This is a genomic window from Cellvibrio chitinivorans (genome assembly GCF_035117775.1).
GTDB classification, from domain to species: Bacteria; Pseudomonadota; Gammaproteobacteria; order Pseudomonadales; family Cellvibrionaceae; genus Cellvibrio; species Cellvibrio chitinivorans.
Genome location: NZ_JAYKKN010000002.1, coordinates 473,291 through 487,214, shown reverse-complemented (window position 1 = coordinate 487,214; position 13,924 = coordinate 473,291). Strand labels below are relative to the sequence as shown.

Below are 13,924 nucleotides of genomic sequence, written 5' to 3'. Positions count from 1 at the left end.
ATATATCTTATCCGTGTCATTCGCTTCAGGGCAGCAGGGCATAGCTTCACCCATACCAGATTCATCCATTTGCATTGTAGTTTCTTCAGGGCACTGCGTAGCGGACAGCAGAATCTCTGCCGCCACTTGTATGGGCATCAAGATGCTGAGTAATAAAATGAATAGCAATGGATAAGAGCGCATCGTGTAATCATAACCGCAACGATCAATAAGTTAAACGCATACTGTTCTCTGCTATATTTTTATGTACAGCCGAGCGCAACGATAAAAGTGACGCAATCAAATTTAAGTAGCTTCGAGTAAAAAAACGGCGGCTCTGTTTTTTTGTCCGCCGTTTTTCCGATTTAGTACTGAGCTATGCGATTTAAAACCAAATCCTCACTCCGACTACTGCCTGTGCATCACTAATCTCCTCATCATGTTCACGCACAAAATCAGCGGTTTCGCTGTCGTTTTGGCCGTAAAAGTTGAGTGATATTTCGGGCGATAGCACTAATTTTTGCGTGAACATCCATTCGTATTCGGCGGAAATTCGCGCGGCGGTAGCGCCGGATTCGCCGACAAATAAGGCGGCATTGATTTCAAAGAAGTAGGGCGCCAAGCCTTCAATACCGATCACGCCCCATTCGCGGGTTGCTTCTAGTTTTAAATCTTGGCGCAGGCCGATTTGCAAATCCCAATAAGGGGCAATGACGCGGCTGTAAAGTGCCTGAATTTCTGCTTCTTCGGTTTTGCCATCCACATATTTAACATCGGTTTTCAACCAAAATTTATTCAGATCTTTACCAATCCAGGCTTGGCCTTCCAGCACATAGGTGTCGATAGGCTGATTGGACGTGTTTTGCATTGAATTTTGGAATCATGACGCTACTGAATTTTCAATAATGGTTGGCTCACAGTTATTTATGGTTATTCGTCGCCCGACAGGGTTTATAGTCAGGATGAGTTATAGGTGAGCAAGCGCGGCGAGGGTGTACAAGAGGTGCGCTATATCAGGCATATGCAAAACGAAGTCTGGCTGACAACTATTCAACAGCCTATGGATTAGTCGGCTATCGTCACTGTGCGACCACTGCTGCCTGTGGCTCGGCAGCAATTTCTGCGCTAAACGCCGATAAAAAAGATGATGACTATGAGTTATTGGCGCGTTCAATACTTCGCTACAATGCAGGCGCTACCGGTAATACTGGCATTAGTTGGCCAGACTTATTGCGCACCAAAAGTTCATGTGAAAAATGTGGCATGGAATACAGTATTGACATAAGAAACAAGCGCTTTGGATTGCCATACCGGCAATATATTTGGAAAGGCGGAATAAATCCTGTGGATATGCCGATGCTTGATGCAAACAATAATCCGGTGTTTGAAGCTGATGGCGTGACACCAAAGATCCATCCCGATGCTGGTAAAGATTGGGGTTTCGCATATGGTGAACGTGAGTGGCTGAGTGGGGTCAGTTGGGAGGATGCCAAGGATTACACGGAACGCTATGTTTTGGGACGACCAAAAGATAAAACAGAAAATTACCGATCTGAGTGCAATTAACAATGAAAAATTTTACCTTCTATAAATTTATTTTTTTGTCGCTTACCTCATGTGCTTTACACGCTCAGTCATTGACAGAGGGTGTTAACTTGAAAGGTCCAGTCGTCACTACACAGCAGAAGTATGTGGGGTGGGATTTAGATTATCTAATTGATAAAGCTAATACAAAAACTATTGCATATACAAATATGGGATCTGGTTCGATTTATTTTTCTCTAACAAATAAAAATCAAATATACAGTGTAAATTTATCAAGTAAATCCGTTTTAGGTAGCTGGCCTCTCGGTGCTTCAGATCCTTGCGAAAATTCAGCCAATCCTGATTGTGTTTCTCCTTGGTGGGTTGGCCGCTGGGGGGAGGATGAAGTTTTAGAGTCGGAAGTTACACAGCGGATAACTAGCCATGTACTTAATCAAAAATTTGGCTTGCCTTATCAATTAGAGCCTAACTCAACGCCAGGGTGTTTTGCGAACAACCCGCTGCGTTATGGCGACATCGAGGGTGATGGTAAGCAGGAGCTAGTACTAATGACTCAGGATTCCTTTATTGTGTTTTCTCCTGAGCTTAAAAAAACTATTTTTGCGTTTATGTTCGACAACAAAGATTGGGTTTCTTGGGAGTGGTTAATTGAGCAGGGATTATTGCTTGAAAATACTCCAGATAGTCCACAGTTTGGATCTCTAAAGTTGGCAGAAGAAAATAAGGGTACTGATATTGGCTACAGAGGCCAAGCAAAAGTGTTTAACGGGAAATTTGAGTCTGAAACCTCTACTGATTTAATTGTGTGGCGGAAGTTTTACCAATCAAGATTGAAAAAAGATCCCATTAAAGGCTTTGAAAAAATCCGCGATACCTTCATCCATTACAAACTGATCGATGGCGAATACAAAAAACAAGAAACCGAGCAAGGTGTTATCAAAGGTTGGCTGGAGGCTAAAAATCTCACTTGGCAAAAAGGTTATCCCTCCAAAAGCGAATGTCCCGGTCATGAAGGTCAGCTGATTCCAGAAATGCATGACCCGTTGTTGAATGATCCGGATGTGTTGAAATAAATTTGAGCAATAAAAAACGGAACCGATGAGGCTTCCGTTTTCTATGAACTTAGAATCAAGTTATCACTAAAAAATCAATACCAAACCCTAACTCCCGCTACCGCTTGTGCATCACTAACTTCCTCACCATGTTCACTCAAAAAATCAGCGGTATTGCCGTAGCTCTTTGACCAATTCACGCCGATGTAGGGTGCGAATTCACGGCGGATTTCGTAGCGTAAACGCAGACCGAGATTGACGTCGGATAAGCCGGAGCCGGTTTGGTATTCGCTGTCATTTTGGCCATAAAAGTTGAGCGATATTTCGGGCGATAGCACTAACTTTTGCGTGAGCATCCATTCGTATTCGGCGGATATTCGCGCGGCAGTCGCGCCGGATTCCCCGACAAATAATGCAGCATCGACTTCAAAAAAGTAGGGCGCTAAGCCTTCAATGCCGATCACGCCCCATTCGCGGGTTGGTTCTGGTTTTAAATCTTGGCGCAGGCCGATTTGCAAATCCCAATAAGGGGCAATGGCGCGGCTGTAGAGCGCTTGAATTTCGGCTTCTTCGGTTTCGCCATCGACGTATTCAACATCGGTTTTTAACCAGAGTTTATTCAAGTCTTTGCCGATCCAGACTTGGCCTTCCAGCACGTAGGTGTCGATAGATTGATTGTTTGCATCTTTGCCATCGCGCCATTCGAGTTGGTCGATCATCACTTTGGCCAGTAATGGATCATCACCTTCATGGGCTAAAACCGGCAGGCTCAAGAGGTTGATGGCGAGGATGCTGAGGCTGAGTTTTTTCAGTGTGAATTTCATAGTGTCCTCCACCTTAAACCACACGCACTTCACGCATCATGCCGGGCATGTGGTAAAGCAGGTGACAGTGATACGCCCAGCGGCCTTTGGCATCGGCCGTGACCAAATAACTGATGCGCGAGCCGGGTTGAACGATGATGGTGTGTTTGCGTGGAATGTAATCCGGGTCGCCGGTTTCCAAATCGCTCCACATGCCGTGCAGGTGAATGGGGTGGGTCATCATGGTGTCGTTGACCAGAATGATGCGTACGCGCTCGCCGTAATTCAGCTCCAGCGGTTTGGCATCGGCAAACTTCTGGCCGTTGAACGACCACATATAGCGGCTCATATTGCCGGTGAGGTGCAGCTCGATTTCACGCGAGGGCTGGCGCTTATCGTAGGTGGGATGCAGGCCGCGAATATCGGCATAAGTCAGTACGCGGCGACCGTAGAGTTTCATATGGTCGCGCAGGCCAATACCCGGATCGCTCAAGCCGCTTTGCGGCGCTTCGGAGTGGCCATCTACATGAGGGCCGAATTCAGTATCCGCGTGATTGATTTTGGCGAGCGGATCAAAGTTGCTGCCGAACCCGGCTTTGGCGAGTTGCGATTTGCCGCCCATATCGTGCTGCCTGTGATCCATGTTTATATGATCGGTATGATTCATGGATGACATGTCGTGACCCGAGTGATCCATGCCCGAATGGTCCATCACAGACATATCGTGACCGCTATGATCCATTTCGCTCATGTTGTGAGCTGAGTGATCTATCTCTTTCATAGACGACATATCATGCCCTGAATGATCCATTCCCGACATATCCATTCCCATATCGCGATGACCGAGAGTTGGAGCTGGGTCCATCGCGGGAATTTCGGCGCGCAGGTTGATATCAGTCGTCAGCGTGCCGCGCGCATAACCGGTTCGGTCGATACTTTGGGCAAAGAGGGTGTAGGCGGAGTTGGCTTCCGGTTCGACAATGACATCGTAAGTTTCAGCCACACCCATGCGAAATTCATCGACAATGACTGGCTGGATATTTTGACCATCGGCCGCGACTACGGTCATTTTCAAACCGGGAATACGCACATCAAAAATGGTCATGGCGGCGCCGTTGATAAAGCGCAAGCGCACTTTTTCGCCGGGTTTACATAGGCCTAACCAACCTTGATCAGGGGTAACACCGTTCATTAAAAAGGTGTAGGTGTATCCCGTCACGTCGGCGATATCCGTCTCGCTCATACGCATTTCATTCCACATGGCGCGCTCTTTCCAAGTGGCTGAGAAGCCTTTGGTTTTGAGGTCGCGCATCAAATCGCCCACCGTGCGCTCGCGATAGTTGAAATAGTGGCTCTGCTTTTTGAGCGTGCTGTAGATTTTTTCGGGCGCTGTGTCTGACCAATCTGAAAGCAGCACAACCATGTCGCGGTCATAGGCGACTGGGTCGGGGTCTTTCGGCTCGATCACAATCGCGCCCATCAACCCCGTTTGCTCCTGAAACCCCGAGTGGCTGTGATACCAGTAGGTGCCGCTTTGGTTGATATCGAATTCGTACACGAAGGTTTCGCCGGGTTTGATTCCGTCAAAACTCATGCCCGGTACACCATCCATTTCTGACGGCAAAATAATGCCGTGCCAGTGAATGGAGCTTTCGTGATCCATCGTATTGGTTACGCGTAGCTTCACGCGCTCGCCTTCTTTCCAGCCCAGAATCGGCGCGGGCAGGCTTTGGTTTACCGTGGTTGCCGTGCGTTTTTTGCCGGTGAAGCTCACCGTTTGATAGCCAATCGACAGGTCAAATTCATTGCCGCGCAGCGTTGGTGTATCGCTGGGTGTAGCTGATACTTTCGATGCGCTATGCCCGGTGCCGTGCGCCATTAATTGGCTGGAAAGCGGCAAGCTGCCCAAGGCAACCAGCGATGATGCGCCCAGCACAAAACGGCGGCGCGATTGTTCTACTTGTGGTGTTGTAGATGTTGTTATCCCCGTCGTGCGGGTGATGGGAAGTTTCATGCCCATTCTCCAAATCAAGGAACTGTTCGCTCCTGTAAATTCAAATCGAGGAGCTATTTGCTCCTATTAATTGAAATTAAAACGCCAAATTTCAGACGTAACTATCCTGAATCAGCTGAAAATCGGTGGGCGATAGAGGGAGGAAATAGGGGAGTTAGGGATATGTTGATGGTATCCGTTGGCGAGCAGCAGATTGCTTGCGGGAAGGTTGAGTTCAAGGTGATAAGTCATCGCCGGAGTCGAACAACTGCCAGACGAACAATGGCCAATGGTTTTGCAGCAATCGTGAGCAGTGTTCATATCGCCAGATTGGCTGTCGTCCATTTGGCTCATATCGTGATGCATATTCATGATCGAGTGATCCATCGCCGAGTGATCCATTTCAGTCATCGAATGATTCATGTCATGGTTCATACCGATTGGCGCAACGTCCATCATTTGGCATGGCATCGCCACAGCCGCCAGTGATTGGCCAATAAAGACCAATACCAGCAGCGCGATTAACCAAAATGGACGTTGATGTTTCATAAGCATCGATAAAGTGAGTTAAACCGGCGGTTGCCAGCGGCGCAAACGTAGCGCATTGGTGACGACAAATACACTCGATAGCGCCATAGCGCCTGCGGCCAATATTGGCGACAATACACCCCAAAACGGATAGGCAACACCCGCCGCCAAGGGAATTAATGCGGCATTGTAGGCAAATGCCCAAAACAAGTTTTGTTTGATGTTGCGCATGGTCGCGCGCGCCAGAGCGATGCTTTTTGGCACGCCCTGAATATCGCCGCTCACTAACACCAAGTCAGCACTTTCGATGGCAATGTCAGTTCCTGTGCCAATCGCCAAACCCAAATCCGCCTCGGCGAGAGCCGGGGCATCATTAATGCCATCACCCACAAACGCAACCTTGCCGTGTTGCGCGCGCAGCTGTTTGACTGCATCCACCTTTTGCTCGGGCAAGACTTCGGCGATTACTGTGTCGATTCCGAGATTTTTAGCGATGGCTTCGGCGGTGCGCTGGTTGTCGCCGGTGATCATGGCGATTTTGAAATCCAGTTTGTGTAGCGCAGCCAAGGCTTCAATAGCATCGGGTTTGAGTGTGTCGGCGAGCGCCATAACCGCAGCGATTTGCTTATCGACGGCCATATAAATCGGCGTTTTACCTTCGCTTGCAAGCTGCGCGGCGATGCTAGTGAATAGTGTTATGTCGATGTTTTGTTGGATAAATAATCGATCCGCACCGATTAATACATCGCGGCCAGAAACCTGTGCGCGCAAACCCGAGCCAGAAATCGCCTCAAAACTTTCCACTGTGCCAGCATTGATATTCAGGGCTTGCGCCGCTTCAATTAGTGCGTGGGCGATAGGATGTTCAGAGCGCTGTTCGGCGGCAAGCGCGAGTGATAGCACCTGGTTTTTATCAAAATCGGGGGCGACTTCAAAATCGGTGAGTTGCGGTTTACCGACGGTAAGCGTGCCGGTTTTATCAAATGCGATGGTTTTGATCTCCGCCAAACCTTGCAGTGCGCTGCCTCGGCGGAACAGCAAACCCATAGTCGCGGCGCGGCCGGTGCCGACCATAATCGATGTGGGTGTCGCCAAACCCATAGCGCAGGGGCAGGCGATAATTAGCACCGCAACCGCATTCACCAAGGCAAAGCCGAGCGATGGTTCCGGCCCAAACACAAACCAAGCCGCAAAAGTGAGCAGCGCAATGCCAATTACAACAGGCACAAACCAGCCTGTGATTTTATCGACCAAGGCTTGAATCGGTAATTTGCCGCTTTGCGCGTTTTCGACCAGTTCGATAATGCGCGCGAGCAGGGTGTCTTTACCGGTGCGTGTCACGTTGTAGGTAAGCGAGCCATTGGTATTGAGGGTGCCGCCAATCACTTCATCGCCGAGGGATTTTTTCACCGGAATAGGTTCGCCGGTCATCATGGATTCATCGACAAACGAACTTCCTTCTATTATTTCGCCGTCCAGCGGGATGCGCTCTCCGGGGCGGACGAGTAGGTAGTCATTCGGGTTGATCAGGCTTAGTTCGACGGTTTCGGCTTTGCTATCGACTAGACGGGTTGCAGTCTGCGGCTGGAGTTTGATTAGCTGGGAGATGGCGTCGCTAGTGCGACCGCGAGCATTGGCCTCCATCAAGCGGCCTAACAAGATGAGCGTGACAATCACTGCGGCGGCTTCGTAATAAACATTGGCTGTGCCCGCCGGTAACAGCTCTGGCGCAAATGTCGCGACCAGCGAATAAAGCCAAGCTGCCAAGCTGCCAAGCGCGACCAGCGAGTTCATATCCGGCTGGAATCGGGTGAGGGCAGGCAAGCCTTTTTGGTAGAAAATGCGCCCCGGGCCGAACATAACCAGCGTTGCTAGCACCGCTTGAATCACCCAATTCCACCAACCGAGATTAGCCATAAGCCAGTGGTGAAAGGCGGGAATCATATGGCTGCCCATTTCCAGTACAAACACTGGCAGAGTCAGGGTCAAGCTGATCAGAAATTGTTGTTTGAGCTTGGCGCGTTCTTGCTCATGTTTTGCGGCTGACTCAGCGTGATCGGTGGCTTGTTGGCTATCGATCAGCTGCGCGCTGTAACCGGCTTGTTGTACTTTTTGGATAAGCGTTTCGGTCGCGACAGGTTTTGATAGGTTCAAATGCGCGCGTTCAGTCGTCAAATTGACGCTGACTGATTCAACGCCATCGACCTTTGCCAGCGCGCGCTCCACGTGAGATACACAGGATGCGCAATTCATCCCGCCAATGCTCAGTTCCAGCTCCTGTTGTCTTGTTTGGCTAGCCATAGAATCATCCTCAGAAACTTATGATGCTTGAAGGTTAAACCTTGCAGCCACAGGAAGGTCAAGAAAAAATACGGACTTTTAATTTGCGGCAGTAAAGATAAGCCACTAGGATTTCGCACTTTTCTGGTGCGCAGGAATTCATATGACGATCAAACACCTATTAAACGAAGCTCGGTTGTATCTGGGGATTGAGCGCAATACCACCCGTCACGGTGAAAAAATCATCTCAGCCATAGGGGCGTTTTGCGGCATTGTGGCGGTGTATTGGGCGACACGTTGGTGCTTCCCTAATGGGTTCATGCATACCTCAGGAACCTTGCTGATGGTGACATCAATGGGCGCCTCAGCTGTGCTGCTGTTTGCGGTTCCGCAGGGGGCTTTATCCCAACCCTGGGCGGTATGCGGCGGGCACTTGCTCTCAGCGTTTGTCGGAGTGACCTGTCATCAACTATTTCCTTATGAGACTTGGACGCCAGCGCTCGCAGTAGGCTTGGCAGTAGGGGTGATGCACTACGCACGTTGCATTCACCCGCCCGGCGGAGCAACAGCCTTGGCAGCGGTGATCGGCGGTGCAGAAATTTATCGCCTGGATTATTGGTATCTCGTATTTCCAATTTTGATTAACGTCGCCAGCATCATGTTGATGGCGATTGTGTTTAACGCCTTTTTCCCTTGGCGGCGTTATCCCGCACATCTGGTTAAACGCAAAATCGCCAAGCCAGCAGTTGCATCGGAACGGCAATTTGAGCTGACGCAAGAAGACTTTTCGGCGGCGATGGAGCAACTCAACTCTTATGTAGATATCACCAGCGAAAACCTCACCCAATTGCTGGAGTTGGCCAAGCAACACGCAGAAAAAAATATCACTCACCCGGAGCAGATTATCGCCGGGCATTTTTACAGTAACGGCAAACTAGGGAACTTGTGGAGTGTGCGTCAGGTAGTAGATGCCGCCGATAACCAAAATGCAAATAAAGATCAGGTTATTTACAAAATCGTCGCCGGTGATGGCGGTTACGCGACGGGAATATGTTTGCGCTCAGAATTTCGCCAATGGTCGCGCTATGAAGTGAAACAACAAGCAAATGGCCACTGGACCAAGGTTATGGATGACGAAAACTAATCAACAAATATTTGTGGATATTACAAATTCCAACAAAATTAAGGTTTTTGGTGACAGACAGGCAAGCTACTATGCAATCATCCTGACTGGCTCAGTGCTGTGTTAGCGGCAATTCGATTATCTATATAACGAGAGGTTTATTGTTCATGCGTTTATCCACCCGGTTTTCTTCATCTGCAAAATGGCTCAAACATAGCGTATCCGTTGCCTGCTTGGGCGCTGGTTTATTAATGGGGCAAGTGGCTTCTGCTACCACCGTGCAATTCCAAACCGTAATGGGTGATTTTGAAGTAAACCTGTTTGATAAAACTACGCCGGAAACCGTCAAAAACTTTTTGGCTTACGTAAATGCCAATGCCTATACCAATACATTTATTCATCGCTCAGTGCCGGGCTTTGTCGTGCAGGGCGGTGGTTATGCATTTAATGGTGATTTTCCGATTGTCACTATCGCGCAAAATCCCAAAGTCGTTAACGAACCAGTGTACTCCAACCTGCGCGGCACCATCGCTATGGCGAAATTGGGCAGCGATGCTAACAGCGCAACCAACCAATGGTTTTTTAATCTGACTGACAACAGTGCCAATTTGGACAAACAAAACGGTGGTTTCACAGTATTCGGTCAAGTGACTGGTAATGGTATGGCGATTGTTGATGCGATTGCTGCACTGAACCGTTTCAATATGGGCAGCCCTTTCGACAGTATTCCTCTGCGTAATTACACCGCTGAAGACAATACCAACGATGTAGAAGTAACCGATGAGAACTTCGTGCTGATTCAAAATATTGTTGTGCTTAATGGTGATCCTGACACTGCTGCAAGTTTGAATCCCACTCCAAATACCCTCATCAATAAAAAAGACGATGATGGCGGTAGTGGCAGCATGGGTTTAATCAGCCTACTGATGTTAGGTTTACTTGCACTGGGACGTAAAAGCCTGTTGAATAGAAAGTAACTTTTCTATTTAGAGGGATGTATTGTGATTACCTATTTGTATTGGACGGCGGTTTTTGCGGTTGCCTTGTTTGTGTTTTGGGGAGTAGGCCGTTTTTTAAACTGGAAAATTGGTTTAGCAGGCGGGCTCATAATTCTGATCATCGGTTGGGGGATGTATCACTTCCGCTATGAACAGCATTTTGTGAAGAACTACGGCGGTGTTATGTCTATCACCGTTCCTGAAGGTCAAGTACATATGCAAGCAACCTGGAAGGAGGATCACTTGTGGATCGAAAATTACGATCCCGCAACCAATACATGTATTTTCAGTGAGTACTCCAAAGGCAATTTGTTAGAAGGCAGGGTGAAAATCAAAAACTGTAACCCAGTCATACCAAAAATGGAGTAATGAATTAATCACAATGTAATGCTACAAAAGGGACCACTGGTCCCTTTTGTGTTTCTGGAGCACACACACGTTATGGCTCCCAATTTGGTTGCCTAAGTGAATTAGATTGTTTGTTGCTAAAGAGCATTTTTTTCATCAGTTTCGCCGTGTTGGCGTCTAGGATTTCATTAACGCAGTAGCATTTTTCTGCGTATAAGTGAGGCCTAGAATGAAAACAAGAGTTACCAGCTGCAGCATCTATTATTTCATTTCCATTATTACGATCTTTGTTTTACCTATATTCGCTACAGCAGAAGTAGTAAAAGAAAAACACTGCAATGCCATCCAAAAAGCGCTTAATAAATTGCCACCAGAAGGCGGAGAGATAAATCTCACCGCGGGAACTTATACCTGCACTCAACCCATAATCATCGATAAAAATAACGTCAACCTGCGTGGTGTTGGTGCGGCGACTCTGTTGCGCCTTGCCGACAATATTAATGCGCCAGTAATTATTATGGGTTTGGCAGAAGGTATCCCAAGCCGCTCGACACATTACGTACGTGTAAGTGATTTAATAATTGATGGTAACCGTGCAAATCAAACATCTGAATGCATGGGTGGGCCATGCAGTATGGAATTTCCACTGCGAAATAATGGCATCAGCATTCGCCGTTGTATTGATTGCACTGTGCAATCGGTCACTGTGTACGGCGCTAAGTCGGGCGGGTTGGTCACTGAGCTGGGGTGTCGTCGCCTTACGATTCGCGACTACACTTCTTACGATAATGAATTTGATGGTTTGGCAGGTTACGAAACCGAAGACAGCACATTTTCCGGCATTCATTTGTACGGAAATAAAGCGGCGGGAATTTCTACCGACATAAAATTCAACAACAATAAATTCTACAATGTGACCATTGCCGATAATAAAAGTGTGGGCATTTTTATGCGCGATTCGCTGGATAACTCATTCACTAATTTGCATGTTCGCGACAGCGTTCAGCACGGCATTTTTCTCGCGCAAGTTAATAGCGACCCCAGCACAGCAGCAACTGGCAACACCTTTACTGGCGTTGTGATTTCCCGCTCAGGCGGCATGGGCTTTATGGCGAATGATGCGTCTTGCATCAATAACATGATGGTCGGCGCGCAATTTATTGACAATAAATACGGTTGTATCGGTGAAGCAACGGCAGGCTTGGTTGAGAATGTAGGGGCAATTTGCCGTTGATAGCAGCGGTGATCTAGAAGTGAAACAATTGAGAATGAAATTTATTGAAGACGATAAAAAAGCGAGAGCATATGCCCTCGCTTTTTCCGATTTGGACAGCTTGTTACTTATCGAGGTTTAATGGCTTCCAGCGATTTCAAACGATCCATTGCATCTTTCTGACGCAAAGTGCCGTAGTTGATGCCACTTGGGTTAAGCGTAGAGCCAGCTTGGTAAGGGAAATCAGTAAAATCAGCAAAGAAATTTTTGATCTGTTGCTGAATAGGTACCAATAGCCACATTTGTTGGCCATACCACTCTAGATAACCGGAACCTTCTTCAGATGCTTTTTCATAAGGATCCATCCGCAAGTTGGTGATGCCCGCCCAGTTAGTCACTTTGCGGGTACCATTAGCGATGTTGCCATCATTAACTGCAAAGCTTACTTTCCAATCATTCCAGCGCACGGCGTTCAAGTTACCGCCTTGGTCAAAGTAGAAGAGTTGTTCACGCGGCCCCTTATCGGTTTTTCCAGTCAAATAGGGTAGGAAGTTGTAACCATCCAGTTTTACCTTGAACTTCTTGCTATTTAAGGTGGCACCTTTAGCAAGCGACTCTTTAACATCGGCATTGCCAGCGGCTGCGACCAAAGTAGGGAACCAGTCTAAATTCGAAATAATTTCGTTAGAGACTTGTCCTGGTTTGATCTTACCTGGCCAGCGAATCATCATAGGAATACGGAATCCGCCTTCCCAAGTTGAACCTTTTTCATTGCGGAATTGGGTCATAGCACCATCCGGCCATAACGCGATTTCCGCGCCGTTATCCGTACTGTAAATGACGATCGTATTGTCAGCGATTTTTAACTCGTCTAACAAATCCAGCAATTGGCCAACATGACCATCGTGCTCAACCATGCCATCTGCATGAATCCCTTTTCCTGTGACACCGATAGACTCTTTTTTCAAATGGGTGAATACGTGCATGCGCGTAGAGTTAAACCAAGTAAAAAATGGTTTATCGGCTTTGGTTTGGCGAGTGATAAAGTCTTTTGCTGCCGCCAAAAACTCCTCATCTACCGTTTCCATGCGTTTGGTATTCAATGGGCCAGTGTCTTCAATCTTCCCATCGGCCGTTGCTTTGATTACGCCACGAGGACCGTATTTTTTCTTGAATTCCGGATCCTTCGGGTAGAAATACCCTTCCGGCTCCTCTTCTGCATTTAAGTGGTAAAGGTTGCCGAAAAACTCATCGAACCCGTGTTTGGTTGGTAAATGCTCATCTTGGTCACCCAAGTGGTTTTTACCAAACTGGCCAGTGGCGTAACCTTGGGATTTCAAGGCATCGGCAATGGTCGGCATCCAGTCCGCAATACCGTGCGGGTCACCGGGCATACCAATGGTGAGCAGCCCGGTACGGAAGGGCTCTTGCCCCATTACAAAACTGGCTCGCCCAGCGGTACAGCTTTGTTGGCCATAAGAGTCGGTAAACAGCATACCTTCGCTTGCAATTCGGTCGATATTCGGTGTCTTGTAGCCCATTAAACCTTGTGTGTATGCGCTGATTTGCGGGATACCTATGTCATCCCCCCAAATAACGAGGATGTTGGGTTTCTTGGACTGGGCGAACACTGTGAGGGGAGTCAATACCATGGCTAAGATGAGGGCTTGGGAAAGACTTCGGCTTAACCGTTTGTAGAACATTAAATACTTCATAAATATTCCTTCCTTTGCTGATGATAAAAAAGTACTTGATGACACAGTCGAACAGGTAAAGCTAAACGGGAGGGCAGGTATTTCCAGTGTTAACACCGAAACCTGTAATTATTAAGGCGTAGAAACGAGCGATGAACCTAAAGCATTTGATTGAACGCCAGCTTTAAGTATTAAAAAGAATAGAAGTCAAAACTTTTAGCGTCAATGTAAAATTTTCAAAAGGCAAATGAATCAAACTTGGCACTTAATTCATTTTTCTATCGAAAATTTTCGGCTTGTTTCTGTGAATTGTTGGATTTTTTAATGTGCTTTTAACGCGAAGATGCGATGAACGCATCTTGCGTTTG

12 protein-coding genes are annotated in these 13,924 nt (G+C 47.6%); 6 read left to right on the top strand and 6 right to left on the bottom strand.

What is annotated here, in order from left to right:
* Positions 1-364: 364 nt before the first annotated feature.
* Positions 365-847: a copper resistance protein B gene (locus SPL68_RS08810; protein WP_323814723.1), complete on the bottom strand. Its 483-nt coding sequence runs from the start codon at positions 845-847 to the stop codon at positions 365-367.
* Between the two features lie 395 nt (positions 848-1,242).
* Here SPL68_RS08810 and SPL68_RS08805 point away from each other — a divergent pair, with 395 nt between their 5' ends.
* Positions 1,243-1,545: a hypothetical protein gene (locus tag SPL68_RS08805; RefSeq protein ID WP_323814722.1), complete on the top strand. Its 303-nt coding sequence runs from the start codon at positions 1,243-1,245 to the stop codon at positions 1,543-1,545.
* A 2-nt stretch (positions 1,546-1,547) separates the two neighbouring features.
* Positions 1,548-2,597, top strand: a complete 1,050-nt coding sequence (locus tag SPL68_RS08800; protein WP_323814720.1) for a hypothetical protein — start codon at positions 1,548-1,550, stop codon at positions 2,595-2,597.
* 74 nt (positions 2,598-2,671) lie between these two features.
* Here SPL68_RS08800 and SPL68_RS08795 read toward each other — a convergent pair whose 3' ends face one another.
* The 4 genes from SPL68_RS08795 to SPL68_RS08780 all read right to left on the bottom strand — a co-directional run bounded on the left by SPL68_RS08795 (position 2,672) and on the right by SPL68_RS08780 (position 8,201).
* On the bottom strand, positions 2,672-3,400 hold the full coding sequence (locus SPL68_RS08795; RefSeq protein WP_323814719.1) for a copper resistance protein B: 729 nt from the start codon (positions 3,398-3,400) through the stop codon (positions 2,672-2,674).
* A 13-nt stretch (positions 3,401-3,413) separates the two neighbouring features.
* On the bottom strand, positions 3,414-5,399 hold the full coding sequence (locus SPL68_RS08790) for a copper resistance system multicopper oxidase (protein WP_323814718.1): 1,986 nt from the start codon (positions 5,397-5,399) through the stop codon (positions 3,414-3,416).
* Between the two features lie 105 nt (positions 5,400-5,504).
* On the bottom strand, positions 5,505-5,921 hold the full coding sequence (locus tag SPL68_RS08785) for a hypothetical protein (protein WP_323814717.1): 417 nt from the start codon (positions 5,919-5,921) through the stop codon (positions 5,505-5,507).
* Positions 5,922-5,939: 18 nt separating this feature from the next.
* Positions 5,940-8,201, bottom strand: coding sequence for a heavy metal translocating P-type ATPase (locus SPL68_RS08780; protein ID WP_323814716.1), 2,262 nt, complete (start codon positions 8,199-8,201; stop codon positions 5,940-5,942).
* A 142-nt stretch (positions 8,202-8,343) separates the two neighbouring features.
* Between SPL68_RS08780 and SPL68_RS08775 the strand changes: the two genes are divergently transcribed.
* From SPL68_RS08775 to SPL68_RS08760, 4 genes are all read left to right on the top strand, one after another.
* Entirely contained in the window at positions 8,344-9,324 is a 981-nt protein-coding gene (locus SPL68_RS08775; RefSeq protein ID WP_323814715.1) for an HPP family protein, read from the top strand.
* Positions 9,325-9,470: 146 nt separating this feature from the next.
* Positions 9,471-10,280, top strand: a complete 810-nt coding sequence (locus SPL68_RS08770; RefSeq protein ID WP_323814714.1) for a peptidylprolyl isomerase — start codon at positions 9,471-9,473, stop codon at positions 10,278-10,280.
* A gap of 24 nt (positions 10,281-10,304) precedes the next feature.
* On the top strand, positions 10,305-10,670 hold the full coding sequence (locus tag SPL68_RS08765) for a hypothetical protein (RefSeq protein WP_323814713.1): 366 nt from the start codon (positions 10,305-10,307) through the stop codon (positions 10,668-10,670).
* Positions 10,671-10,878: 208 nt separating this feature from the next.
* Positions 10,879-11,883, top strand: coding sequence for a right-handed parallel beta-helix repeat-containing protein (locus SPL68_RS08760; RefSeq protein ID WP_323814712.1), 1,005 nt, complete (start codon positions 10,879-10,881; stop codon positions 11,881-11,883).
* A gap of 107 nt (positions 11,884-11,990) precedes the next feature.
* Here the strand turns inward: SPL68_RS08760 and SPL68_RS08755 are convergent, their stop codons facing one another.
* Positions 11,991-13,577, bottom strand: coding sequence for an arylsulfatase (locus tag SPL68_RS08755; protein WP_323814711.1), 1,587 nt, complete (start codon positions 13,575-13,577; stop codon positions 11,991-11,993).
* Positions 13,578-13,924: the final 347 nt, after the last annotated feature.